Here is a 24,683-nt window from a genome sequence, read left to right on the forward strand (position 1 = left end):
CCGGGCGCCGCACCGCTGGTGCCCCGGCCTCCGCGCGTCACAGGTACTTCTTCAACTCGCGCCGGGCCAGCGACCGCTGGTGCACCTCGTCCGGACCGTCGGCGATCATCAGCGTGCGCGCGGCCGCGTACAGTTCGGCGAGGGGGAGGTCCTGGCTGAACCCGCCGGCGCCGTGCAACTGGATGGCCCGGTCGAGGATGCCGACCACCGCACGGGGTGTGGCGATCTTGATGGCCTGGATCTCGGTGTGCGCGCCCTTGTTGCCGGCGGTGTCCATCAGCCAGGCCGTCTTCAGCACCAGCAGCCGCAACTGCTCGACGGTGACCCGCGCGTCCGCGATCCAGTTGTGGACCACGCCCTGCTGGGCCAGCGCCTTGCCGAAGGCGGTGCGGGACACAGCCCGGCGGCACATCAGCTCGATCGCCCGCTCGGCCATGCCGATCAGCCGCATGCAGTGGTGGATACGGCCCGGTCCGAGCCGGGCCTGGGCGATGGCGAAGCCGCCCCCCTCCTCGCCGATCAGGTGGGAGACGGGCACGCGCGCGTGGTCGAAGACCACCTCGGCGTGGCCGCCGTGGGAGTGATCCTCGTACCCGAAGACCCGCATCGCGCGCCGGACGGTGACGCCGGGGGTGTCGCGCGGCACGAGCACCATGGACTGCTGACGGCGGATGTCCGGGCCGTCGGCGTCGGTCTTGCCCATCACGATGAAGATCCTGCAGTCCGGGTTCATCGCGCCGGAGATGTACCACTTGCGGCCGGTGATCACGTACTCGTCGCCCTCGCGCTCGATGAGCGTGGTGACGTTCGTGGCGTCCGAGGAGGCCACCTCCGGCTCGGTCATCGCGAACGCCGAACGGATCTCGCCCGCGAGCAGCGGTTCGAGCCACTGCTTCCGATGCCGCTCGTCGCCGAACTGGGCCAGCACTTCCATGTTGCCCGTGTCGGGCGCCGCGCAGTTCAGCGCGACGGGTGCCAGGTGCGGGGAGCGGCCGGTGATCTCGGCGAGCGGGGCGTACTGGAGGTTGGTCAGCCCGGCGCCGTACTCGGCGTCCGGCAGGAAGAGGTTCCACAGGCCCTGCCTGCGCGCCTCCGTCTTCAGTTCCTCGACCACGGCGGGTGTGTCCCACGGGGAGGCAAGCGCGGCCCGCTGCTCCTCGGCCACCGCCTCGGCCGGGTACACGTACTCGTCCATGAAGGCCAGGAGCCTGGCGCGCAGTTCCTCGGTGCGCGCGTCGAACGCGAAGTCCATGTCCGGTCAGCCTTCCTGCAGCGTGGTCAGTCCGTGGTCGATGAAGACGGGGACGAGGTCGCCGATGCGGTCGAAACCCCGGCCGACCGTCTGGCCGAGCGTGTACCGGTAGTGGATGCCCTCCAGGATCACGGCGAGCTTGAACCAGGCGAACGCCGTGTACCAGAAGACCGCCGAGACGTCCCGCCCCGAGCGCTCGGCGTACCGCTCGACGAGCTCCGGAGCGGACGGGTGTCCCGGAGCCTCGGCGGTGGTGGACACCGGCGAGCCGGGCATGCCCAGCGGAGTGCTGTACATCGCCAGCAGGCCCAGGTCGGTCAGCGGGTCGCCGAGCGTGGACATCTCCCAGTCGAGCACCGCGGTGATCCGGTCGTCCGGGCCGAGCAGCACGTTGTCGAGGCGGTAGTCGCCGTGCACGACGGCCGGGGCGGGGGAGGCGGGCAGCGCGCGCCCGAGTGCCGCGTGCAGCTCGTCGACGCCGGCCAGTTCACGGTCGCGGGAGGCCGCCAGCTGCTTTCCCCAGCGCCGCAGCTGCCGGTCCAGGAAGCCCTCGGGACGGCCGAAGCCGGCGAGGCCCACCTCGGCGGGATCCACCGCGTGCAGCTCGACGAGGGTGTCCACCAGGGACAGCACGGCGTCGCGGGTGCGCTCCTCGCCCAGCGGGGCGAGTTGCCGCGCGGTGCGGTACGGGGTGCCCTCGACGAACTCCATGACGTAGAACGGCGCCCCGAGCACGTCCTCGTCCTCGCACAGCAGCACCGGGCGCGGCACCGGCACGTCCGTCGGATGCAGGGCGCTGATCACCCGGTGCTCGCGCCCCATGTCGTGGGCGGTGGCCAGGACATGGCCCAGCGGGGGCCGCCGTACGACCCACCGCGAGGCGCCGTCCGTGACCGCGTAGGTGAGGTTCGACCGTCCGCCCTCGATCAGCCGGCCGGTCAACGGGCCCTGCGCCAGGCCGGGCCGCTCCCGGTCGAGCAGCCCGCGCAGCCGGTCGAGATCGAGTCCGGGCGGGTGGTCGGGGCTCATCGTGACTCCTGGGAGACGAGGCGACGTCGGGTGACCGGACCATCATGCCGACTGGTCGGTATGTCGTCCAGTGCCTGTCGGAGCGGCAATCCGAAAGGGTGCCGCATACGTAACCGGAGTACGGCTGCAACCCGGGGATACGTCCCTGTTCGGCTGGTTCTCGTGCAGCGGGGATCCTGGATGCGAGATCTGGTCCCCCAACGCGCGGGGCGACGCCCTCGACCGTGCCGCTCCACTGCGGCCGGGGTCATGATTTCTTGCCTCAAGACCGCGCAGGCTCGGGCCCACGGGCCCACGCGGCAGAAAGAAGAGTGCATCACCATGCGAGCAGAAGGGTCCATCAGGCGTCTCGTCGCGACGTCAGCCGCCATTCTGATGGCCGGCGGCGCTTCGATCGGCATAGCCGGCACGGCCGCAGCAGCAGCCCCTGCCGTGCACACTCATGCGACCACCAGCCGGTGCTTCGGCGACGACTGGCGGTGCTTCGGCAATGGTGGGTTCCGCTTCGATGACGGCGGGTTCCGCTTCGGCCACCGCTTCGACGATGGCGGGTTCCGCTTCGGCTACCGCTTCGATGATGGCGGGTTCCGCTTCGGCCCCCGCTTCGACGGCGGACCTGTCGTGATCATCGCGCGTTAGCAGCGGTTGCCGTTGGAACCAAAGGGGGCGTGCTCATCGCCGGCGCGCCCCCTGTCGTAGAAGATCCTGTCACGATCTGCGGCGCTGTCCTGGAAGGTGTAAGCCGAGTGTATGAGTCTGCGGTGGCCGATTCCTCACCACCAGCGCCGGCGCAGGTACGGACCGTGTCCGAGGTCACACAGCGGGCGCTTCTGCGGCCGCTGCCCCGCCGGATCGGCCCGCTGTGGGTCGCCTCGGTGTACCTGGCTGCCGAGGAACCCCGCTGGTCGAGCGGGTCGCCGCCTGGAAGCGGGGCAACCCCCGGAACTGGTCCACCACCTGAGCGAAGACCTGCTCGCCCACGTCGGCGGGCGCCTGGCCGACGACGCTGCCATGATCGCCATCCAGCGCACTCCGCCGGCCGATCGCGAGTCCGAGCCCCAGCCGCGGGAAGACTCGGCACGGACAGCGCAGGCCGGCGCAGGTCGCGTAGCCGGGTGATGTGGTCGAGAGCGGGGATCCTGGGAGTACCGCAGCAACAGCCACGGCGGCCAGTGACGGTGGGACTGCGCCGCGCGCGTCTTCGCCGCCCTGCACCAGGCCCCGGAGGCGGAACAGTGAGTACGGACCCAACGGTGCGGGCGGCTCCGGCCCGGCACATGTGGCCGCTGTACGCCGCGGGCTTCACCACTGCCTTCGGCGCGCACGGAATCGCCGCCAACCTCGGCGGCCACGCCCAGGGTGCGGTCACCTCGCTGCTGGTGCTCGGCGGCCTCCTCGCCCTGTACGACGGTGCCGAGGTACTGCTCAAGCCGCTGTTCGGCACACTCGCCGACAGGGTCGGCGCACGCCCGGTGCTGCTCGGCGGACTCATCGCCTTCGCCGCCGCGTCCGCCCTGTACGTCGTCGCGGACAGCCCCGGCCGGCTGTGGGCCGCGCGCCTCGGCCAGGGCGCCGCGGCCTCCGCCTTCTCCCCGTCGGCCTCCGCGCTGGTCGCCCGCCTCACCCCGGTGGCCAAGCGCGGCCGGGCCTTCGGCAGCTACGGGTTCTACAAGTCGATCGGCTACACCCTCGGCCCGCTGCTCGGCGGGGTGCTGGTGTGGGCCGGGGGCCTGCGCCTGCTGTTCACCGTCCTGGCCGTGCTCGGTGCGGCGGTCGCCGTGTGGGCCGCGCTCGCCGTTCCGGTGGTCCCGCCGCTGCCCAGGACCCGGCAAACGGTACTCGACCTGGCCCGGCGCCTGGCCGACCCGGCTTTCCTCGCCCCGACCTCAGCCCTGGCCGCGGCGACCGCCGCACTCTCGGTCGGGGTGGGCTTCCTGCCGGTCTCAGGCCGGGTGGCCGGTCTGGGTACGGTGGCCACCGGTGCCGCCGTGTCCGTACTGGCCGCCTGCGCGGCTGTGGTCCAGCCGAAAGCCGGGCGGGCGCTGGACCACGGACGGCTGGCGACCCGTACGGGCATCGCGGCAGGGCTGCTGCTCACCGCCGCGGGACTGGGCTGTGCCATGCTGCCGGGTCTTACCGGGCTGCTCCTGGGCGCCGCGCTGATCGGCGCCGGAACCGGTCTGATCACCCCGCTCGGCTTCGCCGCCCTAGCCGCAAGCACCCCCACGGAGCGTCTCGGCCAAACCATGGGTGCCGCCGAACTCGGCCGCGAACTCGGCGATGCGGGTGGCCCGTTGCTCGTCGCGGCGGTCGCCTCGCTCACCACCCTCACCCACGGCTTCGCCGTTCTCGGCGTCATTCTCGCGCTCGGCCCGACGCTCACCGTCCTGCGGCGCCGGCCCGCCGGACGGTGAGACCCGCACCACCCGGCCCGGGCGGCCGACCCGGACAAGTAAGTCAAGCCTTACTTTTGCGGAAGTCTGGCCGCACAGTGGAGAGCCGAGTGGAGAGGAAGGCTGCTGTTGCCGCATTTCAACGTGGGTGCCGCAGAACAAATCGAGGTGGAGCAGGCCCACGTGGCCGCCATGTACAGGCTGCTCGATGTGCAGTCGGCGGATGCACGGGCCGAGCTGGCGGCCGTGCTGAGCTCGTCGGTGGACAGCGCGGGCGAGGTGTACGCGCGCGACGTCGACGCAGAGCGTCTGGCGCACCGGCTTCGCCGGCTGGAGGGAGCCGAGCAGGGGTTGGCGTTCGGCCGGATCGACCTCGCGGACGGAACCGTCCTTCACATCGGACGGCTCGGCCTGCACGTGGACGACCGGGACCTGCCGCTGCTCGTCGACTGGCGAGCGGAAGCGGCGCGGTCCTTCTACGCAGCGACGGCCGCTCACCCGATGGGGTTGCGGCGGCGCCGTCATCTTCGGGTCGAGAACCGCGCGGTACGTGCGGTGAGCGACGAGATGCTGGACGGATCCGCACCGGCGGTCGGCGACATCGTCGGCGACGGTCCGTTGACTGAGGCGCTGGAGGCGCGGCGCACGGGGCGGATGCGTGCGGCGGTGGCGACGCTGCAGGGGGAGCAGGACGCGATCGTCCGGTCCCCGCATCGGGGGGTGACCGTGGTGCAGGGCGGTCCCGGTACAGGCAAGACCGTCGTCGCGCTGCACCGGGCGGCGTACGCGCTGTACGCGTTCCCGGGCGCCGCCGCGCGCGGTGTGCTGGTGCTCGGGCCGAACGCGCGGTTCCTCGACTACGTCTCCCAGGTGCTCCCCTCGCTCGGGGAGAACGACGTGGTCCTGGCGACCTGCGCGGAGCTGGCCGGGGTGGTGCCCGCAGCCGTGGAGTCGTTCGAAGTCGCGCGACTCAAGGGGAGTGCCCCGATGGCCGAGGCGCTTGCGGACCTGGTGCGCTCCCTGCAGGCACCGGACGGCGGGTTCGCGGTGCGCGTGGGAAAGGAATGGCTCCGCCTGAAGAGCACGGATGTCGCGGCGGCGCGGGAGGCTGCGGTGGCGAGCGGCCTGGCGCACAACCGTGCGCGGGAGGTCTTCAAGGAGCACCTGGTCGGCACGGCCACGGGCGCGCTGGAGCGCAGCGCCCTCGAGGCCCTCGAACACATCGACGCCGAGATCGCCGAGAGCACCGGGATGGACCTCGATGCCGCGGCCGAGGAGGATCTGAGGGATCTCGGCTTCGACGACGCGCCGGCCGCGGATCCGGCCGAACTGTTCGACGCGGAAGCCGTCCGCGCGGATCTCATGGACGACGCCCACGTCGACTGTGCCGTGGAATCCCTCTGGCCACGGCTGACACCCGAAGCGGTGGTACAAGCCCTGCTCGCGGAGGCTCGCACGACGGCCAGGCGCTTGCCCTCGCTCACCGATGACGAGCGTTCCCGGCTGGTACGTTCTCCTGGCGCCCCGTGGACCGAGGCCGATGTACCGCTGCTGGACGAGGCGGCAGAACTGGTAAACGGGCCGACGGAGCGGACGTTCGGCCATGTCGTGGTCGACGAGGCGCAGGAGCTGACCGCCATGGAGTGGCGGATGGTGCTGCGCCGGTGCCCGGCCAGGTCGATGACACTGGTGGGCGACTTCGCCCAGGCGGGCCCGGCGACGGCCGCGGGCGACTGGTCTCAGGCTCTGGGGCCGCATCTCGGCAGCCGGTTCGCCCTGCACACCTTGACCGTCAGTTACCGCACGACCCAGGAGATCCTGGAAACGACCCACGGTCTTCTCGCGCGGATCGCCCCCGGCCAGAAACCAAGCCGATCGATCCGCCACGGCGAGCCACCCCGCAGCCTCACCGCGTGTCCGCCCACGCTCGCTACCACGGTGGTCGAGGAAGTCCGGGCGCAGGCCGCAGCGCACCCGGGCGAACTGCTCGCCGTGATCTGCGCGGACGACCGGGTCAAGGAGATGGCATCCGCAGGTGTCGCCCAGTGGGCACGCCTCGTGCCGGCTTCCGAGGCCCGCGGCCTGGAGTTCGACGCGAGCGTCGTCATCGGCCCGGAGGAGATCGTCACGGCCCGCCCCAGCGGCGAGCGTGACCTGTATGTCGCCCTCACGCGTGCGACCAAGAGACTGTGCACCATCACCGTCCACGCGGCCTCACCGCACGCTTGCGAAGCCCTCTGACGGCTTCCCCTCAGTGGCTGCTGAAGCTCACCTCCTTCGAGTCCTCCGCGCGTTCGAAGGTGCCGGCGAAGCCCCAGTTCTGCCAGCCGCCGTCACCGTTGTTGGAGATGGTGCCCTCGTCGATGGAGAAGACATCGACACCGTGCACCACCGCAAGGTGCTCGAGGCCGGACACCCCTGAGAAGGACAGGTCGTTGAACGACTTCACCGCGATGATGTTCGTGCCGGGAAAGCTGCGGCTGTACTCGTCGATCAGCGAATGGATCAACTCGGCGCTGTCGCCCGGCACCTTGCCGGAGTAGTCGGTACCGGGGTACGGCCCGCCGTCCGTGTACTTCGGCGACCCGTCGTTGAAGTTGACCGCGCTCGATCCGGTGGAGATGGAATCGGCGTCCAGGTCGGCGGGTTCCGGCTGCTCGAAGCTCACCTTCGAGCCGTCGCGGGTGAAGTCGCCGTAGAAGGCCCAGTTGGTGTAGCCGCCGTCGCCGTCATTGCTGAACGTGCCCTTGTCGAAGACGTAGACATCGAACACGGCCCGGCCCGAGGCGATGTCGTCCCCCTTCTCGTCGCCGTGGTACTCGGGGGAGTTCAGCCGGTACCTGCCGTGGTGGACGAACGAATCCGGTTCCTCGACCCAGTGCGACGACTGCTCCGAGTGCATCGCGACCACGTTGTAGTCGGGATAGCAGCGGCGCATGTCGTTCACGAGCATCCGGACGGCCTGAGCCGACGCCTCGTTGTCCAGCGGGGAGTACGTGTTGTAGTAGCGGCTCCGGTCGGGAAGTTCCTCCCCCTCGATCTCGCAGCCCTCGTCACCGGGCTTCCAGCCCTCCTTCCGCTCGGGACGGGGCGGCTCCTGGAACGTGACGGTGCGGCGGTCCTCGCTGACGTCGAACACTCCGTGGAACCCGCGGTTCTTCCACCCGAGGTCGGCGTCGTCCGCCCAGGTGAACTTGCCGGTCCTGAACGCGTAGACGCGGTACGTCGTGCCGCTGATGCTGACGGTCTCGATCAGCGCCGCACCGTCCATCTGCTGCAGATTGCCCTCGTGCGGCTGCGCGATGACGATGTTGTAGTCGGGGAGGCAGTAGGCGAGGTCCGCGAGCGCCTCCTGGACCCGCTTCTCCTTGTTCTTCTCGTTGTTGACCTTGTCGATGACGAAGTTGACCAGCCAGGAGTAGCCCCAGGCGGCCGCCGTGCTGACGGGACCGTTGCCCGGAACGGAGACCGACGACTTCGATGCCCGTTCCTTCGGCTCGAAGCACAGATCGGGAAGCGCGTTCCCCTTGCCGCCGTCGGGCTTGTCGTGGGTTTCGCCACCGGGCTTACCGGTGGCGTCACCGGGGGCGGCTGCAGGCTGGACGGGCTCGCCGGTTCCGGACTGCCCGTCGCCGCCGCTGACATCGTTGTCGTCACCGCAGTCGCCGCCGGCCGTCCCCACGACCCGGCAGATCTGCCGGTGTGCGGAACTGGAGATGTCGCCCCCGATCACGGCGCCGACGATCGCGCCGACCACGAGGGTGACGAGCCCCAGCATGGCCAGGTACTCGACTGCCGTCTGCCCCGTGCTCGTGCGTACTCCTCGGCGTATCCGCTCGCTGCGGTTCACACGTCACCTCGTCGTGGCCTGCTCGATCGGGTCACCGGGGGCCGGGCCGAACACCCACCGGGGACCGAACCGTAGCGACGACCCCCGGGCCCACTGACAGGGCTCGGAGACCCATACCAGGACCCAAATCGGCAGTGGGGGCCCAGCGGCCCCAGCCCTGCGCCGGCGGACGGGAGATCGAGGACCGTCGCTACGCCACCGTCATCGACGCGCTGGACGCAAGCGCGCGGCCCAGCTCCAGTGGGTCGGCGCGGCCGCCGAGTTCGGTGTGCAGGGCCGCGGCCAGTTCCGGGTGGGCGAGCAGTCCCTCACCGGCCGGGTCCCCTTCGGCCCGGGCGGCGAGGCCCAGCCCCACCCAGGTCTCGGGGTCGCCCTCGCCACGGACGATGCGGGCGTGGCAGGCGCGCAGCGCCTCGGCCGTACGGCCCGTGACGAGGTCGATGTCCTCGGGCCGCGCACCGCTCACCGTGGCGCCGGGGTCGTCCCGCAGCCGGTCGAACCCCGCCGGGTCCGCCAGCAGCCACCGCAGCAGCACCGCCCGCGTGTCGAAGCCCCGCACCGGCCGCCCCGCGACGAGCGTCGGCTCGTGGCACTGCGCGACGGACCGGGCCTGGTGGGGCCAGGCCGCCGCGAGGGTCCGCACCGCACCCGGTTCGGGACGCAGGTGGTATGCCCGCCAGGTCGCTCGGTGGTCCGCGATCGCGAGGTCGGCCGCGGCGCGGGTCCGCGCGTCCACCGGTTCCGCGAGCCACGGCTCCAGCCGCCCCGCGAGCTCGGCCAGCAGGCGCCGCCCCAGGTCGGTGAGCCCGTCCGATCGGCCGATCGTGTGGAGCGCGTGCGCGGTCTGGGCTCGCCACAGCGCGTACTCGAACCGCCCGAGCGGATGGTCGCGCCGCCGCCAGAAGGCGGTGACCCCGAAGAACGCGTACACCCCTTGGAGCAGGCCGCCCAGCGGCCGGGGGTCGTCCCGCCAGGGGGCGTAGTACAGCCGGGCGCCCGGGTCCTCGTACAGGGTGAACAGGTGCATGAACGCGCTGAGCTTGTTGTGCTGGAACTCGTGCACCAGCGTCGAGGCGAACTGCTCGCCGTCGTCGGGAACCGACGCCACGGCCGTGCCGAAGGCGTCGCCGGAGGAGGCGCTGTGCGGCCGGAACCGCTCGGAGCGTGGGCGGGGGACCACGGACACCAGTCCGTCCGCCAGCGCCCGAGCCGCCTCCGGATCGGTGGCGTGCAGGATCTCCCAGGCCGAGCCGAACAGCTCCTGCCACTGGGCGGCGGAGTCGAGCGGCTCGGGAACGCCCGGTGTGCGCAGGGCGCGATAGGGGTCGATGTCGTCCAGGAGCAGCGTGCACCCGTCGGCGCGCAGCTCGGCCGGAGCGTGCCAGCCCGGTCCGCCCGGCCGACGGCCCGCGATCCGCACGTCCCCGTCGCGGGCGGACACCTCGGCCACGGTCCAGTCCGGGCCGCCGGGTACCCGCATGGCCCCGAGCGCGGGCAGGACGGCCCAGCCGTACCGGACCGGGACGTCGGTACGGAACTCCAGGCCGGCGCGGATCGCCGCGCTCGCGGCGAGTGCGTGCAGGTGCCCCGTCTCCGCCCACAGGGGCGCGTCGTGGGCGGTGGTGCCCCGCAGCCGACGCAGTGTGTGCGCCGACCACATACCGACGGCCGGATACGACAGCAGTCGCTCCACCTCCCGCGCAGCCACGGACCAGGCTCGCGACAACAGACGCCAGCCCTCGTCCAGCGGAGGCAGGGGACCGGTCGGTGCCGTCGCGGCCGCGTCCAGCAGAGCCCGTACGACGAGCAGCCGCCAGCTGCGCTCGCTCGCGCGCAGGACGTCCACCGTCTCGGGGCCTCCCCCGCCGCCCAGCAGTTGGTCGAACGACCGCGGTGACAGGACGTGGGGTGGGGCCGTCTGGTGCATGGAAGGTGCCTATTCGTCGCGCTGCGGGTTGTAGCCGCCGAGGCTGCCGGCCGGGTCGTCGATACGGCTGAGCAGGCGCCGCATGGAGCCCTCGGCGGACGGCAGCTCCAGGTCCGGCCAGATGTCCAACGGGACGCCGCTGAGGTCGATCAGCTCCGACTCGACTCCGGTCTTCTCCATGACGCCGTCCCCATGACAGTGAAAGTGAAGTGATGCGAAGAATGCCTGATGTATTCCACTGCTTCACAGTTTCAACACTTTTCAGGCCGCGGCACGACCCTAATGCATCCGTGGTGTCACACGGCTCCGGAAAGGTGGAATCCACCCGGATCGAGTGAAGGATGGGCCTTCCGGGTAAGGAGCGGACGTGATTGAACTCGCCGAACTGATAGAGGAGTTGCGCCGCGAGCTCACCGCGGCCCGTACCGCGGCGCAGGGGGAGGACCTGTACTTCGAGGTGGGTCCCGTGGAGCTGGAGGCGGCCGTCGTCGTGGAGCGGTCCGCCACGGCGGGCGGGAGGATCCGCTTCTGGGTGGTGGAGACCGGCGCGGACGGCCGACTGGCGGACAGCGTCACGCACCGGGTGAAGTTGACACTCGACCCGCGCACGCACAGCGGTGGCGGACGCGCGCCGTGGGTGGGCGGCGACGAGGCCGAGGGCGAGCGCTGAGCGCGGTGACCCGGACGCGTCGGGGACTGGATCCGGTACGCGTGGCGGAGGTGCTGGTACGACCGCCCGAGGGGCGCGGCGGCGGACGGCGAGGTTCCGGCTACCGCGTCGGCCCGTCGCACGTCCTCACCGCCGCGCACGTCGTCCGTGCCGCCGAGGCGGAGCGCCCCCGGGTCCACGTGCGTTTCGAAGCCGACCGCCCCGACGAGTGGACCGCGCCCGCGCACGTGGTGCTGGCCTCCGAGAAGGCCGACGTGGCGCTCCTGGAGCTCACCGGCCCCGTGCCGCCCGGCGTCCACGCGTCCGTGACCGAGCCGCCCGCCTACGGTGCCGTAACCGACACGGACGAACTGCTGCCGTGCAGCGCGCTGGGCTTCCCGCGGTTCAAGCTGCGCGAGGACCGGATGCGCCGGCTCGACGACGGCTCACCTTCCCAGTACCGCGACTCCTGCCACGCCACCGGGATGATCTCGGTGCTGTCCAACCGCCGCGAAGGAACCCTGGAACTCGCGGTCACCCCACCGCGGTCGGACCCCGAACCCGACCGCTCCCCCTGGGAGGGCATGTCCGGCGCGGCGGTGTGGCACGCCGGCACGCTCATCGGACTGGTCAGCGCCCACCACCGCTCGGACGGCCTGGGCCGCCTCGCCGCCGTGCGCGCGGACCGCTGGTACGAGCTGCTGCCGAGGGCCGACCTCGCCCTGCTGCACCGGTACGCCGGGCTGCCCGTGTCACCACCCGAGCCGGCCGCCCGCCCGGCCGGCCCCTCGGGCCCCGGCAGCCTGGCGCACCTGCCGGACGACCTGCCGCTGCGGGAACTCGACGGACTGGTCGGCGCGTTGACCGCACTGCCCACGGTGAGCGAGCGCACCACCCTGGCGCTGGTGCTGGGCAGTATCGATCCGGTGATCGCGGCCATGAGCCCCCGCTCACCGGCGCTGCGCCCGGACCTGTTCGGGATCCTGCGCACCTGTCTGCGCTACCGCGGCACGTTGGACCAACTCATGGAAGCGGTACGGCTGATGGAGGGTGACTCCGCCGGGGTGGCCCGCCTCGACAAGGAGGCGGTGGAGTTGTCCCGGCGCCACCGCCGGGGCGATGACGGAGGCTGACCCGATATGGCGGCACCGCGCGGATGTGGTGTTTCATCCAGGCTGCGGCGGGCGATTATCAGGGGGATGTGAGCAGCCCGCATCCGCACTTGCCACCGGGGGGAAGGGGTTTGGCCGTCATGGAGTCGTCTGGGGCCACCGTCGAGTCCAGTCTTGTCGATCTCGCGGGGGTGTCTCTTGAAGCACTGCGCTCCATTGACAGTCGATTTCTCGCCACGTCGCTTCAGGAACTGCAGCACGGGATCGATCACCCGTTGGCCAGCGTCTCCGACTTCGGAGGATCAGGAGGCGGCGGCAAGGGGCGTCTCCACTGACGACGGGGCCGCCCATGACCGCTGAACCGTCCCTTCCGCATCATCGTGTCCCGCCCGGCAGCCTCGCCGAACTTGCCCGCGGCGAGGGCGGACCGGCGACCCTGGACCTCCTGGCCGCGGCCGAACGCAGCCGCCGGCTGCTGCTGTTACGGATGCTCGACGACACCGCGGATCTGGGACCGGCGTGGGATCTGCTCAGTGCCGCTCAGCGCCGCGCCCCCGTCGTCGTCGACGACCTGCTCATGTATCCGCAGACCGGAATGTGGCTGGCCACCGTGCTGCGCCGGCTGCGCGCCGGCGCAGCGGAGCAGGACGAGCCGCCGGCGGTGGTGCTCGGCCACGTCCGCGCCCTGGCCGCCGCGGCCGCGCTGCGGGCGGAACTCGACTTCAGCATCGAGGTACCGGTCCGGCACGGCAGGGTTCCCCTGCCCACCCTGGGCTGCGCCGAACTGCCCGCGGCCGAGCCGTGGACGACGGCCACCGTGCGGGCCGAAGCCGGACATGCCGTGGTCCGGACGCCGGGGCACACGGTCGCCGTACCGCTGCCGCCGGGCTCGGCGGGGCCTGGGTGGCATCCGGTACGCCGGCTTGCGGTCGGCCCGGCCGGACTGCGGCTGGAAGTCGCCCTGGACGACGTCGACCCGTACCGGACGTATCCGCAGCCGACCGAGCCGCGCCCGCTGCCCGAGGAGGCCGCGGCGCGGTGGCGGCAGACGCTGGAGCGGTCCTGGAAGGTGCTGCTGCGCGACCAGCCCGAGACGGCCGCCGCGATGCGGCGGGGCGTGTTCTCCCTGAGTCCCACCCCGGCAAGGGAAAGGTTTCGGCCACGCAGCGTGTCGTCAGGGGACGCGTTCGGCGGCATCGAGGCCTCCGAGCCGGACGACGCCGTCCAACTGGCCGTCACGCTCGTGCACGAGTTCCAGCACACCAAGCTGGGCGGTCTGCTTCACCTGACACCGCTCGTGACCCCGGATGCCGGCAGCACGGAGCTGTGGTACGCGCCCTGGCGGGACGACCCCCGTCCGATCGAAGGACTCCTTCAGGGCATCTACGCCTTCATCGGCATCACCCGTTTCTGGCGTGCCCACCGCCTTGCCACCGACGCACGGACCGCTACGGCACACTTCGAGTTCGCGCTGTGGCGGACCCATGTGTCCACGGCGATGGAACAGATCCACCGCCATCCACGTCTCACCCCGCTCGGCACCACCCTGCTGGACACGCTCCGCGACCGCTGCGCGCAGTGGCTCGCCGAGCCCGTACCCGAGGACCACCTGGCGCCGGCCCGGCTCTGCGTCGCCGACCATGTCACGCGCTGGCGGGCCCACCATCTGCGGCCCGCCCCGGGGGCCGTGGACGAGGCCGTACGGGCCTGGCTGGCCGGCGACAGCGGACCGCCCGACGCCCTGGCGGCCGCGCCGGAGTTGGTGCCCGACCCCTCCGCGCGATGGCTGGACTGTCTGGCGATGCTCGTCCGCCACCGCCTCGGCGGCGCGGACGGCAACCGGCACTCCGAAGGGCCCGAAGAGGCCGCCGCACGAGTCACCGGAGCACGGGCAGGTGACGCCCTGTTGGCGGCCGGCGACGCCGCCGCCGCCCGTCAGGCGTACGTGGCAGACCTGGCCGTGGAGCCCGGACGGGCCGGCACCTGGGCGGGCCTCGGCCGGGCCCTCGCCGCCTCGGACACACACCCGGTCGCGGCCCGCCTGCTCTGTCACCACCCCGAACGGGCCCGCGCGACGCACGAAGCCCTGCTCCGCACCACCGGCACCCCACCCGACCCCGTCCATCTGGCCACGTGGCTCGGCTCACCCCCGTTCGCGGCGCACTGACCGGAGACCGCCTGGCCGACCGGTCGCGCCAGTGCCGCCCCTCCCGGCGGGAACGGCGGCACTTCGGCCCGCGGGCCCGTCACCTCACAGCGGCATCGGATCGATGTCGCAGTTGGCCCGCTCCCGGGACCGTACGTGGAGCGTCGCAGGGTGGGGACCGGCCTGACGGGGTTCGTCCAGGACGCGCTCCATACGGCTCACGACCTCCGTGTGCAGTGCCTCGCCCTCCGCCTCCCGGCCGAGGGCGATGAGGTCCAGGGCGAGGTTGGCCCGGCACACGAGCGTGGTGGGGTGGTCCTCGCCCAGCTTCGCCGTGCACAATGCCGCCGTCTTCTGGCCGAGTTCGCGGGCGTCTTCCGTCCGCCCCAGCGCGCTCAGATCGCTCGCCAGGTTGATGGCGCAGGCCAGCGTGATCGGATGGCTCTCTCCCAGGTGCTCGGTCAGCGACCGGAGCGCCTGCTCGTCCTGCTCCCTGGCCTCCTCGACCCGGCCCAGCAGCCGGTAGGTCACCGCCAGGTCGATGTCGGCCGCCAGAACGTGCGGATGGTCGCTCCTGAAGAGCCGGCGGAACCGCTCGCACGCCCGCTCTCCACGGTCACGGGCCGCCTCCAGCTCGCCGTTGTGCCGCAACGCCACCGCCAGGGTGAGCGCGGCCGTCAGGGACTCCGGGTGGGTGTCGCCGTAGCGACGGGTGAACTGCGTGTACGCCTCGCGCGCCAGCTCCAGCGCGGTGGCGTGGTCGCCCTCCTTGCGGCAGGACTCGCCGAGCTGCCGGAGACTCTGGAGGGTCGTGGGGTTGCGGGGCCCGAAGAGGGTCCGGTAGCTGTCGACGACCGCCTGCTGAAGGGACCGCGCGCCGACGTAGTCACCGGTCTCACGGACGTCGATGGCGATGCTCGCCTCGGTCATCAGCGACTGCTGGTGATCACGGCCGAACAGCCGGGTCATCAGCGCGTGTGTGCGCCGGTCCAGTTCCAGCGCGCGCTGGAACTCGCCGACGAGCCGGAGGCTCACCCCCAGGTTGTGGGCGGTGGTCAGCGTGACGGGGTCGTCCTCGCCGAAGGCGCGGCGGGCCCGGTCGTAGGCCGTCTGGTCCAGTTGGGTGCCGGTGGCGAAGTCTCCCTGGACGCGGCGTACCGCCGCCTCCAGGTTCATCGTCTCCAACGCGTCCTCCCGGGTGTCCTCGCGGTCCGGGGGCGCCGTGCGGGCGTAGACGTCCTTGAGCTGGGCGGCGATCCGGGACGCGTCGTCGTACCGGCCCGCCTTCAGGTGGAGGAAGCCGAGCCACCACCCCACCAGGAGGGTCTGCTGGTCCTCCTCGCCGAACAGCTGCTGCCAGGTCTCCCAGACGTGCTCGGTGAACTCGAGGGCGACCTTGTGGTCTCCCCAGAACCAGAGGTACCTGGCGATGCTCCGCACGAGCTGGCGGACCCACGGCTGGTCGGACTCGACCGCGCCGGAGGCGATGACATGGCCGTACAACTCGGCGTAGCGAGGCCAGTTGGCCGAACGGTTGGGGCCCTTGGGGTCGGCGGCGGCAAGCAGGGTGTGGGCGCCGTCGCGCATGCGCTTCTGTTCCCCGGGGGACATCCGGTTGATGAGGACGGCCTGCACGAGGCGGTGCATCTCGATCGAGTTGGTCCGGTGGTCGATGCGGGCGAGGGAGTAGCGGTTGATCTCCCGGATGGCGCGGGCCAGCCGCATCGGGTCGTTGAGGGCCCTGTCCAGCTCGGGGTCGATCGTGGACCCGCCGAGGCCCGAGAAGATGGATCGGGAGATGGGGTCCGGGGCGAAGTAGGAGCAGAGCTGGAGCAGGCGCAGGGCGGTGAGGCTGCGGGTCTCCAGGTGGTCGAGGGAGACGTTCCACGCGGCGGCGACCGGCAGTTGGTAGTCCGGCGGCGGAGACACCTCGAGGAGCTCGCTGCGCTTGTGCTCGAACAGCCGCAGGTACTCCGACACCGGCATCCCGGTCTCCGCCCGCCAGGCGGCGGCCTGTTCCAGGGCGAGCGGGAGGTCGCCGAGGGCGTCGGCGAGGAGGTCCGCGTCGGCGTCGTCGAGATCGTCGGGACCGGAGCGGCGCAGCAGCTCCTTGCTCTCCTCCCGGGTGAAGACGTCGACTTCGAGGGAGGGGCCGACCACGCTCCAGCGGCGGTTGCGTGAGGTGATGAGGATGGTGCCGCTGCCCCCGGTCGGGAAGTAGTCGCGGACCCGCTCGGGACTGTCGGCGTTGTCGAAGATCAGCAGCCAGCGGGAGTAGGGGCGCCCCTCGCGCAGCGCCTCGCGTACGGCGGGTCCGGCGATGTTGGCCTCGGAAGTGGTGACGATGCCGAGCCGCTGGGCGAGTTCGACGAGGGCCTGGCCGATCTGGCCGGGGCGCTCGGCGGGGATCCACCAGACGATGTCGTACTCGGACTGGTGCCGGTAGGCGTACTCGATGGCCAGCTGGGTCTTGCCGACGCCGCCCATGCCGTGGATGGCCTCCGGCAGCACGGTCGTCGTGGAACCCTCCCGCAGGCGTTCGCTCAACCGCTCCAGAAGATCCACGCGGCCGGTGAAGTACGGGTTGCGCGGGGGAATGTTGCCCCAGACGCGCGGCTGCGTCGAACGCCCGCTCTCCACCGCGGGTTCCTGCTGCGTGGTGGACATGGCCGTGGCTCCTTCTGCAGTTGTGTCTTGCGCGCGAGGGACGGTGCGCCCGGGGCGGGGGCCCGCGCCTTTGCGCAGGCTCACGGTGTTCTCGCGGTCGTACTCGCGCAGCGCGCGGGCGAGCCGCTCGGCTTGTGGCAGGAAGCGTCCGGACAGGGCGCGCAACGCGGCCAGTTCGACGCGCAGGAAGGCGACGTTGTGCGGGGTCACCCGCGGGACAACGCCCGCTTCGGGCGGGTCGCCGTCGCCCGGCCGGACCGGCTCGGTGCCCTCCGGTGCGATCAGCGCCCGCACGTCGTGCAGCACCCGGACGGTGTCACGGCGACGGGACAGCGCCAATAACTCCTGGCGATTGTCCGGACCGAACGAGAAGGCCACGTCGGCGGCGCGCTCGGCGTCCCCGCTCGCCGGCCGCACGAGTCCGCTCATCAGCAGCTCGGTGAGATGCGCGGGCCCGGCGCCCGGCACGGACGCGGTCAACGCCGCCATCACCGGCAGCGTCAGCGGCGCCGCCGCCAGCCGGGTGGCGAGCGCGAAGGCGGTGGGCGAGGCGGCGGCGCGGAAGTCCGAGACGCGCTCCCGGGCGGGGACGGCGCTGTCGGGATCGGGGACGCCGTGGAGCCAGGGCAACGCCCGCGCGGCGTCCGGCCGCCGCTTCCAGTCACGGGCCCGGACGCCGGACATCTCCGTTGCCCCGGACCCGCGTCCGGCCACCAGGTCTACCCAGCAGGACAGGGATCGCTCGGTCGCTTCCAGGACGGGCACCGGAACCACGCCGGCCCGGGCGCCGGCGTCTTCGACGGGTTCGAGGGGGGAGGTGCGCAGCTCCCACCGCAAGGAGTCGTTCGGCGCCCAGGGATGTGTGGCGCTCAGGCGCATGCGGTGCACGTCCAGGCCCGTGCGGAACCACAGCCGCTGCGGCAGCAGATGCAGGACGGCGAGCGGTTCGGACCGGCCGAGTTCCCGCAGCAGCGGCAGCACCGCGCCCGCCCGCCACCCCGCGGCGAGGCCGTCGGTCAGCACCAGCACCACCCGGTGCCGGGTGGTGCCGGGAGGCAGGTGGTCCAGCCGGATCCGGGCCGGCTCGGTGTCGTCCGAACTCAGCAGCCGCGCGGTGGTGATCCCACCCAGCCGCTCCTGACGGGCGAGCCCGTCGGCCAGCCGGCCGATCGTCTCCTCCCAGACGCGCATGCTCACGTGGTCGTCGACGACGAGCAGGACGGCGGGGCGGTCGGCCGGGTCCGGCGCCTCCAGCCGGCTCAGGGCGTGCAGCACGCCCTCGAACGACGCCTCGTCAGACGCGGGTGCCGCTACAGGTCGTGGGCCGTCGTCATGCTGCATAAGCGCCCTCGGAGCGTCCAGCGCTGCCCGAGCACGGAGGAAGGACGGCAGAGGAGTCCCGCAGTCCGCGGGCATGCGTGACAGCCACGTTGCCAAGCCTGGCAGTCGTCTGCGCGTGGTGCAAGACGGGTGTCCACCAGGGGGATGACGGGAGGGATCGCAAGCCGGTTTTCGGGAACGCGCCCCCGGTGGTGTGCGGTACGCGGGACGCCCGCAGGGGGCGTCCCGACCACCAGCGTGGCACCCCGTCAACCCCCTGCGCAAGACCGTCGCAATACGGTCCCGCGCCGGTGATCGCCGCCGGATCACCTCGGCCTGTGCCTCGGCCCGCGGGGGCACGGCCGCTACGCCGGCCCGGCCGGCCCCGGCTTGCGCTCGGGGTCGTCGAGCAGAATGGCCAGGTGGCGGCCCACATGCTGGTCCCAGACCTCGGGTCCGAGCGCCAGGGCCTCTTTGCGCCACTTTCCGATGCGTTCCGCAAGGCTGCCGAGCCCCCGGTCCTGCAGTATTTCGCCGATGGCGTCCTGGAACGACGGATCCGAGCAGTCGCTGCGGTGCCAGACCATCGCGGGCACGCCGGCCCGCAACCCGGCCAGGACCTCCCGCCGGCCGGTACCCGAGTCGTCGCCGGGCGGCTCGCTGAGCACCAGGCAGACCGCGTGCCGGTCCTCCTTCAACTCACGCTCCAGGTGGAAGAAGTAGGTCGAGTCCTGCCCCGGACGGCTCCAGTGCGGATGGCTGTCAGCGGGGCGCTCCCGAAGCTGCCGCCACTTGTTGTGCCAGGTCCGGTGCCACGCGGTCCGCTGCAAGCGCTCGAGGCTGCGCACCACCACCGGGTAGTCCAGCGCCAGGGGTGTGGGGGAGTCGGAGTGGGACTCCTTCGACCACCACTCGACGGGCTCGTTCAGCAGTTCCCACGGCAGGATGAACTCCAGGAGGACCGGCTGCCGCAGGTCGGCCCATCTCTCCTCGACCTCCTCCACCAGCTTCTCCACAGCGCCGGGGAGTTCCTCCCGGCGCAGGTGGACGGGCTCGCCGGGTACGGGGTGCCAGCCCTCCGGGTCGGACTGACGCCAGTGGGACAGGTAGAAGCGGTCCGCCTCGATCCGGTCCGGCTCGAACTGGATCATCAGATAGGCGGGGACGAGCGAGGGCGCGGCCTGCGGGAACTCCGAGTGCTGCCAGTCCGCCAGGGCGCCGTCCAGCCGCAGGGTGTGGGCCTGGCTGCGAGTGAAGCGGCGCAGCACCTCGGCGGCGTCGGCCCGGCTGTCCGCCACCAGCCGGTCGGCACAGAGCGCGAGGAAGGCCATGCTGGGCGGGAGTTCACCGTTCGGGGAGTTCTCTCCCGCCAGCCGCAGGAAGACCTGCCACCCCGTCCGGCACCAGGAGGGCAGTTCCTGCACGCGGGACCGGCTCGCGCGACGCGCCATGGTGGCGAGGTCCGGGGAGCTCAGCGACAGCAGGACGGGCCGTAACAGACGCAGATCGGCGTGGTTGAAGAAGTCGACGGCCTCCCACTCGTCCACCAGCGGCCACAGAGTGGCGATCGTCGTCGACTGCTGTTCCACGTACTCCAGCGACCGCACCAGGCAGGCGAGGCCGTCGCCGACCTCGGTGCACGCCATGACGATCTGCAGCAGCCAGGGCCGCAGCCGGTCCCCGCCGAACGGCTCCACGGGGGAGGCCAGCTCGGCAGCGAGCATCTCCCGCCAGATCTCACGGCTGCTCGCCTGGTTCACCGTGGCCGAACCCTGCAACACGTCCACGATGGAGACGACCAACTCGTTGCGGACCCGTTCCGGACTGCGCCCGTTCACCCCGTTACCTCCAGACAGCCGGCGCGGTTCCCTGATGGTGCCGACCAGAGTAAGGCCGGGGAGCGGGACATGGTGGCGGAAACACGGGTCACCGGCACACCCGGCCCGGAACCGAACCGCCGGAGCCCCTGCCATGAGAGGGCTCAAGCATCACGCCGGGTGAGGCCGGCCTGCAAGGACGGTGAGTCAACTGCTTTAAGTGCAAGGCGTGTTCGGGGCTACGGAAGGGCACTTCGTCGCTGTCCGGTTCGGCACATGACCCGGAACACGACCGCGTACGATGATCAAAAGGCGGCGGAGCCTCACCTCCCGGACGACGGAGTCTGCCATGACGACGGACCATTCGCGGCCTCATCGCATCGACACCGGCCGGGCTCACCCCGCGCGGGTCTACGACTGGCTGCTCGGCGGTAAGGACAACTACCCGGTCGACGAGGCGGTCGGCGAGACGCTGCCGCCCGAAGCACGGGACGCGGCGCGGCAGAACCGCGCGTTCATGCACCGGGCGGCGGCCCACCTCGCCGCCCAGGGCGTCGACCAGTTCCTGGACATCGGCACCGGCATCCCGACCGAGCCGAACCTCCACCAGATCGTGCAACGCGCGGTGCCCACCGCCCGGATCGTCTACGCCGACAACGACCCGATCGTGCTGCGGCACGCCGAGGCCCTGCTGGTGAGCTGCCCCGAGGGCGTCACGGACTACATACAGGCCGATGTGCGCGAGCCGGACCAGATAGTGCGGCACGCCCGGCAAGTGCTGGACTTCGACCGGCCGATGGCCCTGTCGCTGATCGCCCTGATGCACTTCATCCGCGACGACCAGAACGCCCACGGCATCGTCAGGGGCCTGGTCGAAGCCCTTCCGTCCGGCAGCCACCTGGTCCTCTCGCACGCCGCGATCGACCTCTTCCCCGAACTGGCGGAGCAGGTGATCGCCCAGTACGCCAAGGGCGGCATCCGCCTCAGCTTCCGTACCCGGGCGGAGGTGGCCCGCTTCTTCGACGGACTGGAACTGGCGCCGCCCGGCCTGGTCACCGCCACCGAGTGGTACGGCGCCGGCCAGGAACCTCCCCCGTCGGAGGAGAGCGGCATCTACGCGGCCGTGGCCCGCGTTCCCTGACGGGACATCGACGTACGGCTCGGAACCAGGATCACCGGCGCGCCGGCAGCATTCGACTACTTCTACTGCCCAGGGGCGGCTCACCTCAGCGGAACTGGCAGGTGGCCGCCACGGCCGGGGCGACTGGACGCACCGCGGGAGTCTGGCGTGGAGCGGCCGTGGTCGCCGGTGCCGGCCCGGACCACAGGTCCGGGCCGGCACCGGCTGAAGGTATCGGCACGTGCCGATGGCGAGGTCCCGTTCCCGGCGCGGACTTCCGCGCCGCGATGTCCGGATCCCGCCGCCGAGCCGGCTCAGACCGTGGTGACGACCTGGTCGAACTCCAGACGCGGGGAGCGCGGGTACCAGGCGTCCTCGCCCGGCTTGCCGATGTTGACGACCATCAGCGGGGTGTGGTCGTCGTCCAGGAACTCCTTGCGGACGCCCTCGAAGTCCAGGCCGGTCATCGGACCGGCGGCGAGGCCCGCGGCCCGGACGCCGATGATGAAGTACGCGGCCTGGAGGGCGGCGTTGAGGGAAGCCTGGCTCTCCCGCACCCCACGGTCGCCGAAGAAGGCGTCCTTGGCCTGGGGGAAGTGCGGGAAGAGGTGGGGCAGTTCCTCGTGGAACTCGTTGTCCGCGGAGAGGATCGCGACCAGGGGGGCGGTGGCGGTCTTCGCCTGGTTGCCCTCCGCCATGTGCTGGACGAGACGCTCACGGGCCTCGGTGGAGCGGACCAGGGTGATGCGCAGCGGCGACTGGTTCATGGACGTCGGGCCGTACTTGACCAGGTCGTAGATCGCCTGGACCTGCTCCTCGGACACCGGTTCGTCGGTGAAGGTGTTCGCGGTGCGTGCCTCACGGAAGAGCAGGTCCTGGGCGGCGGGGTCAAGAGCGAGCGACATGGGGGGACTTCCTCACAATGGGTGGTGGATCCCGGGGGATCGACTTGCGGCACCGACACTATGCCTTAAAAGTTCAAGCTTCAATCAAAACCGGGTCGGCGGTGATCAGCTTCACAGGGTGGCGGTGCGTGGCGGCCGGCTTGGCCGTCCCGCGCATTGACAGGGTGCGGCCCTGGTCGCTGTCATGAGTGGGAGCGCTCCCATATCTCGCACATCCTTCCCTCGGAGGCATACGTGCGCACCTTCCCCTTGCGATTACTGCGCCGGCCCTTGGCCGCGGCCCTCGCGGCTGCCGGGGCCGCCGCCGCTCTGCTGGTGTCCGGATTCATCGCGACACCCACCAGCGCCGCGGAGGCCGGCTGCCGGGTCGACTACACCGTGAACCAGTGGGCCGGCGGCTACACGGCCCAGGTCAAGGTCACCAATCTCGGCCCGGCGGTCAACGGCTGGCGCCTGACCTGGACCCAGGCCGACGGTCAGCGGGTGACATCGGCATGGAACGCGACCGTCACCCAGACCGGCGCCTCCGTCGTCGCCGTCAACGCGGACTGGAACGGCTCGCTGGCCACCGGCGGCTCCGCCGAGTTCGGTGTCCAGGGCACCTGGAACTCGGCCAACCCCGCCCCGACCGACTTCGCCCTCAACGGGGTGGTCTGCGGCAAGACCGGCACCACCCCGCCGCCGACCACACCGCCGCCGACCACCCCGCCACCCACGACGACGCCGCCCACGACTCCGCCGCCCTCCACCGGCTGCGGCACCGCAGTGGTCTGCTCGGGCTTCGAGGACCAGACCGGAACCACTCCCTCGGGTGCCTGGCAGTTCACCGCGCCGGACTGCCAGGGCACCGGAACCGCGACCGTCGACACCTCGGTCGCGCACAGCGGCGGCAGGTCCCTGCGGATCGACGGCAGGGCCGGTTACTGCAACCACGCCTTCGTCGCCTCCACCGCGAACCTGTCGTCGGTGGGACCGGTGATGTATGTGCGCATGTGGGTGCGGCACACCACCGCGCTCCCCGCGGCCCATGTCACCTTCGTCTCCCTGTCCGACAGCTCCCAGGGCGGCCGGGCCCTGCGCGTCGGCGGCCAGAACGGCGCCCTCCAGTGGAACCGGGAGACCGACGACGCCACCCTGCCCGCGCAGAGCCCGGCGGGCGTGGCACAGAGCAGGCCGCTGCCGACGGGGAGCTGGCAGTGCCTGCGCTTCGCGATCGACACGACGGCCCCCAAGCTCGACACCTGGCTCGGCGACGAGCAGATCCCGGGCCTGCACGCGGACGGCGTCCCCACTCAGGACGTCGACCAGCAGTGGCTTGCCCGCACCACCCCGCCCCGGCCCACCGCCCTGCGCCTGGGCTGGGAGAGCTACGGGACGGGCGACGACACACTCTGGTTCGACGACGTGGCCGTCGGCTCCGCCCCCATCGCCTGCTGACGGCCCGCACGAAACCACCAGCGCGGACGGCGCGCCGGACGGAACCCCTTCCGCCCCGGCACGCCGTCAGCACCTCGCACGGGGAGGCCCGGTCACCGCGGCATCGGACACACGGGAGGACGGCCACAGCTGCCGTCCGGTGAGCAGGCCGGTCGAGACCAGCTCGTAGGAGGCTCTGCGCGCAGGACTGAACCTGTGCGGCACGTGCACCCCCGCGACGTGCGGCACCATCCCCGACGCCGGTGGGAGCCTGTGATCGCAGGTCTGTTCTTCCCCGGAGTGGCCGACATGGAGGTGGCGATGCGAGTCGTGTTCGTACACGGGGCGTGCGTGCGGGACGGGGCGTGGTGGTGGCACCGCGCCGCCGAACTGCTCCAGCAGCGGGGAGTGCCGAGCGTGGCCCCGGCGCTGCCGAGCTGCGGCGAGGCGGGCGTGCCCGGCGGCGTCGGCGGCCCGGGGCTGCCCGAGGATGTTGCCGCGGTGCGGCAGGTGCTGCAGGCCGGCGACGAGCCGACCGTCGTGGTCGCCCACAGCTACGGCGGTGTCGTCACCGCGGAAGCCGCTGCGGGAATCGGGTCGGTGCGTCACCTGCTCCTGGTCTCCAGCTATCTGCCCGAGGCCGGGCAGAGCCTGTCGGAGTTCGGGGAAGGCAGCCCCGCCCCGTTCCTCCACGTCGACCCGGACACCGGCACGTTCGGGGTCCGCCCCGAGCTGCTCGTGGACACGTTCCTGCAGGACTGCGACGCCGAGGTACAGGCGCAGGCGGCGGACCACCTCGCCCGGCAGAGCGTGCGGGTGACCTGGCAGACGGTCGGGGCCGCCGCATGGCAGCAGCTGCCGTCGACGTACCTCGTCTGCGCTCGAGACCGGGGCACCCGGCCGCGGCTGCAGCGCGAGTTCGCCCGCCGGGCCGGCGGCGTCGTCGAGCTCGACGCCGGCCACCACCCCTTCCTGTCCCAGCCCGCGGCGGTCCGGGACCTGCTGTTGAGCCTGTGACGGCAGCCGCGGACGAGCCGGACCAGTGATACGAGCACCAGCAAGGCATCATCGCGGAGCGCG

The 24,683-nt window shown here is 71.8% G+C and carries 17 protein-coding genes; 9 read left to right on the plus strand and 8 right to left on the minus strand.

Translation table 11 applies throughout. The annotated features are described in order from the left end of the window. Positions 1-37 precede the first annotated feature (37 nt). Positions 38-1,252 carry an acyl-CoA dehydrogenase family protein gene (locus ACIOWN_RS21780; RefSeq protein WP_401983141.1) on the minus strand — a complete coding sequence of 405 codons (1,215 nt, stop codon included), beginning with the start codon at positions 1,250-1,252 and terminating at the stop codon, positions 38-40. A 6-nt stretch (positions 1,253-1,258) separates the two neighbouring features. Further along, positions 1,259-2,281, minus strand: a complete 1,023-nt coding sequence (locus tag ACIOWN_RS21785; protein WP_401983142.1) for a phosphotransferase family protein — start codon at positions 2,279-2,281, stop codon at positions 1,259-1,261. A gap of 321 nt (positions 2,282-2,602) precedes the next feature. Here ACIOWN_RS21785 and ACIOWN_RS21790 point away from each other — a divergent pair, with 321 nt between their 5' ends. From ACIOWN_RS21790 to ACIOWN_RS21800, 3 genes are all read left to right on the plus strand, one after another. Then, positions 2,603-2,920, plus strand: a complete 318-nt coding sequence (locus ACIOWN_RS21790; RefSeq protein WP_401983143.1) for a hypothetical protein — start codon at positions 2,603-2,605, stop codon at positions 2,918-2,920. Between the two features lie 638 nt (positions 2,921-3,558). Further along, on the plus strand, positions 3,559-4,695 hold the full coding sequence (locus tag ACIOWN_RS21795; protein ID WP_362356758.1) for an MFS transporter: 1,137 nt from the start codon (positions 3,559-3,561) through the stop codon (positions 4,693-4,695). Between the two features lie 171 nt (positions 4,696-4,866). Then, positions 4,867-6,915 (plus strand): AAA family ATPase, encoded by a 2,049-nt coding sequence (locus tag ACIOWN_RS21800; protein WP_362356760.1) that lies wholly within the window; start codon positions 4,867-4,869, stop codon positions 6,913-6,915. 10 nt (positions 6,916-6,925) lie between these two features. On the opposite strand, the gene ACIOWN_RS21805 is transcribed toward ACIOWN_RS21800, so the two are convergent. The 3 genes from ACIOWN_RS21805 to ACIOWN_RS21815 all read right to left on the minus strand — a co-directional run bounded on the left by ACIOWN_RS21805 (position 6,926) and on the right by ACIOWN_RS21815 (position 10,631). Further along, positions 6,926-8,524: a hypothetical protein gene (locus tag ACIOWN_RS21805; RefSeq protein ID WP_401983144.1), complete on the minus strand. Its 1,599-nt coding sequence runs from the start codon at positions 8,522-8,524 to the stop codon at positions 6,926-6,928. 190 nt (positions 8,525-8,714) lie between these two features. Next, complete coding sequence (locus tag ACIOWN_RS21810) at positions 8,715-10,451, minus strand: HEXXH motif domain-containing protein (protein WP_362356654.1); 1,737 nt, start codon at positions 10,449-10,451, stop codon at positions 8,715-8,717. Between the two features lie 9 nt (positions 10,452-10,460). Further along, positions 10,461-10,631 carry a hypothetical protein gene (locus ACIOWN_RS21815; RefSeq protein WP_159024821.1) on the minus strand — a complete coding sequence of 57 codons (171 nt, stop codon included), beginning with the start codon at positions 10,629-10,631 and terminating at the stop codon, positions 10,461-10,463. Between the two features lie 187 nt (positions 10,632-10,818). Here ACIOWN_RS21815 and ACIOWN_RS21820 point away from each other — a divergent pair, with 187 nt between their 5' ends. From ACIOWN_RS21820 to ACIOWN_RS21830, 3 genes are all read left to right on the plus strand, one after another. Next, positions 10,819-11,121, plus strand: coding sequence for a trypco2 family protein (locus tag ACIOWN_RS21820; protein ID WP_362356656.1), 303 nt, complete (start codon positions 10,819-10,821; stop codon positions 11,119-11,121). Between the two features lie 41 nt (positions 11,122-11,162). After that, complete coding sequence (locus ACIOWN_RS21825) at positions 11,163-12,233, plus strand: effector-associated domain 2-containing protein (RefSeq protein ID WP_362356658.1); 1,071 nt, start codon at positions 11,163-11,165, stop codon at positions 12,231-12,233. 328 nt (positions 12,234-12,561) lie between these two features. Further along, a complete protein-coding gene (locus tag ACIOWN_RS21830; protein ID WP_362356660.1) occupies positions 12,562-14,379 on the plus strand; it encodes an HEXXH motif domain-containing protein in 1,818 nt (605 codons plus the stop codon). A gap of 84 nt (positions 14,380-14,463) precedes the next feature. Here the strand turns inward: ACIOWN_RS21830 and fxsT are convergent, their stop codons facing one another. Next, positions 14,464-18,300 carry an FxSxx-COOH system tetratricopeptide repeat protein gene (gene fxsT, locus ACIOWN_RS21835; RefSeq protein ID WP_401983145.1) on the minus strand — a complete coding sequence of 1,279 codons (3,837 nt, stop codon included), beginning with the start codon at positions 18,298-18,300 and terminating at the stop codon, positions 14,464-14,466. Positions 18,301-18,710: 410 nt separating this feature from the next. Then, on the minus strand, positions 18,711-20,183 hold the full coding sequence (locus ACIOWN_RS21840; protein ID WP_362356664.1) for an effector-associated domain 2-containing protein: 1,473 nt from the start codon (positions 20,181-20,183) through the stop codon (positions 18,711-18,713). Between the two features lie 328 nt (positions 20,184-20,511). Between ACIOWN_RS21840 and ACIOWN_RS21845 the strand changes: the two genes are divergently transcribed. Further along, the gene (locus tag ACIOWN_RS21845; RefSeq protein WP_362356666.1) at positions 20,512-21,303 is read left to right on the plus strand and encodes an SAM-dependent methyltransferase; all 792 of its coding nucleotides are present in this window, start codon (positions 20,512-20,514) and stop codon (positions 21,301-21,303) included. Positions 21,304-21,596: 293 nt separating this feature from the next. On the opposite strand, the gene ACIOWN_RS21850 is transcribed toward ACIOWN_RS21845, so the two are convergent. Then, positions 21,597-22,187, minus strand: a complete 591-nt coding sequence (locus ACIOWN_RS21850; protein ID WP_362356668.1) for a malonic semialdehyde reductase — start codon at positions 22,185-22,187, stop codon at positions 21,597-21,599. Between the two features lie 234 nt (positions 22,188-22,421). Here ACIOWN_RS21850 and ACIOWN_RS21855 point away from each other — a divergent pair, with 234 nt between their 5' ends. Both ACIOWN_RS21855 and ACIOWN_RS21860 read left to right on the plus strand, forming a co-directional pair. Further along, entirely contained in the window at positions 22,422-23,624 is a 1,203-nt protein-coding gene (locus ACIOWN_RS21855; RefSeq protein ID WP_401983146.1) for a cellulose-binding domain-containing protein, read from the plus strand. A gap of 300 nt (positions 23,625-23,924) precedes the next feature. Beyond that, on the plus strand, positions 23,925-24,620 hold the full coding sequence (locus ACIOWN_RS21860) for an alpha/beta fold hydrolase (protein ID WP_401983163.1): 696 nt from the start codon (positions 23,925-23,927) through the stop codon (positions 24,618-24,620). Positions 24,621-24,683: the final 63 nt, after the last annotated feature.

The organism is Streptomyces sp. NPDC087787 (assembly GCF_044743035.1).
Lineage (GTDB): Bacteria > Actinomycetota > Actinomycetes > Streptomycetales > Streptomycetaceae > Streptomyces.

Coding starts and splice junctions, on each gene's coding strand:
- ACIOWN_RS21830 (WP_362356660.1), top strand. CDS start 12,562: ATGACCGCTGAACCGTCCCTTCCGCATCATCGTGTCCCGCCCGGCAGC.
- ACIOWN_RS21810 (WP_362356654.1), bottom strand. CDS start 10,451: ATGCACCAGACGGCCCCACCCCACGTCCTGTCACCGCGGTCGTTCGAC.
- ACIOWN_RS21845 (WP_362356666.1), top strand. CDS start 20,512: ATGACGACGGACCATTCGCGGCCTCATCGCATCGACACCGGCCGGGCT.
- ACIOWN_RS21790 (WP_401983143.1), top strand. CDS start 2,603: ATGCGAGCAGAAGGGTCCATCAGGCGTCTCGTCGCGACGTCAGCCGCC.
- ACIOWN_RS21815 (WP_159024821.1), bottom strand. CDS start 10,631: ATGGAGAAGACCGGAGTCGAGTCGGAGCTGATCGACCTCAGCGGCGTC.
- ACIOWN_RS21780 (WP_401983141.1), bottom strand. CDS start 1,252: ATGGACTTCGCGTTCGACGCGCGCACCGAGGAACTGCGCGCCAGGCTC.
- ACIOWN_RS21850 (WP_362356668.1), bottom strand. CDS start 22,187: ATGTCGCTCGCTCTTGACCCCGCCGCCCAGGACCTGCTCTTCCGTGAG.
- ACIOWN_RS21800 (WP_362356760.1), top strand. CDS start 4,867: ATGTACAGGCTGCTCGATGTGCAGTCGGCGGATGCACGGGCCGAGCTG.
- ACIOWN_RS21860 (WP_401983163.1), top strand. CDS start 23,925: ATGCGAGTCGTGTTCGTACACGGGGCGTGCGTGCGGGACGGGGCGTGG.
- ACIOWN_RS21795 (WP_362356758.1), top strand. CDS start 3,559: ATGTGGCCGCTGTACGCCGCGGGCTTCACCACTGCCTTCGGCGCGCAC.
- ACIOWN_RS21785 (WP_401983142.1), bottom strand. CDS start 2,281: ATGAGCCCCGACCACCCGCCCGGACTCGATCTCGACCGGCTGCGCGGG.